The organism is Bradyrhizobium sp. sGM-13 (assembly GCF_018398875.1).
Taxonomy (GTDB): Bacteria; Pseudomonadota; Alphaproteobacteria; order Rhizobiales; family Xanthobacteraceae; genus Bradyrhizobium.
The window spans coordinates 1-640 of the sequence record NZ_JAGWDK010000166.1 but is presented as its reverse complement, the minus strand read 5'-3'; the positions used below and the strand labels follow the sequence as shown (position 1 = coordinate 640).

General features: G+C 55.3%; 1 protein-coding gene. It reads right to left on the bottom strand.

The window, feature by feature from the left end; all coding sequences use genetic code 11:
- On the bottom strand, window positions 1-599 hold a 599-nt coding region (locus tag KJQ96_RS38610; protein ID WP_305831064.1), incomplete at its 3' end, for an AMP-binding protein.
- Between the last annotated feature and the right edge of the window lie 41 nt (window positions 600-640).

Genomic DNA, 640 nt, shown 5'->3' with positions numbered 1-640 from the left:
CGGTTCAGATAGCCACGCGCAACCCCCGCCCCGCCTATGTAAAGCTCCCCCACCGTCCCCAACGGCACAGGCTGGCCGAACCGATCCAACAAGTACAACCGAAGATCGGGGATGGGCTCTCCGATCAGGTTGGCCGAGTTGGAGGTGTCAGATTGATTAAGAGGTCGATAGGTTACATGCACGGTAGCTTCCGTGATGCCGTACATGTTGATCAATTGCGGAACGCTGTCTGAATGCCTTGCATACCACGGCTTTAGAATGGACGGTTCCAGAGCCTCCCCACCAAAAATCACATAGCGAAGGCGGTTTCGAACATTGCTCTGGCATTCTACATCCATGAAAGCTTTAAAAGCCGAGGGGGTCTGATTGAGAACCGTGACGCCAGACTTGCAGACTAGCTCATGGAAGTCGGAAGCAGAACGGGCGGTATTACTCGGCACGAGTATCAAACGCCCGCCATAGCGCAGTGCGCCCCACAATTCCCACACCGAGAAGTCAAACGAGATGGAATGGAACAGGCACCATACGTCGTGTTCGGTGAAGCCATACCAGTCCTGGGTCGCCTCGAACAGACGAGCCATCTGAGCATGCTCGACCATGACGCCCTTTGGGGTTCCGGTTGAGCCTGAGGTGTAGATGA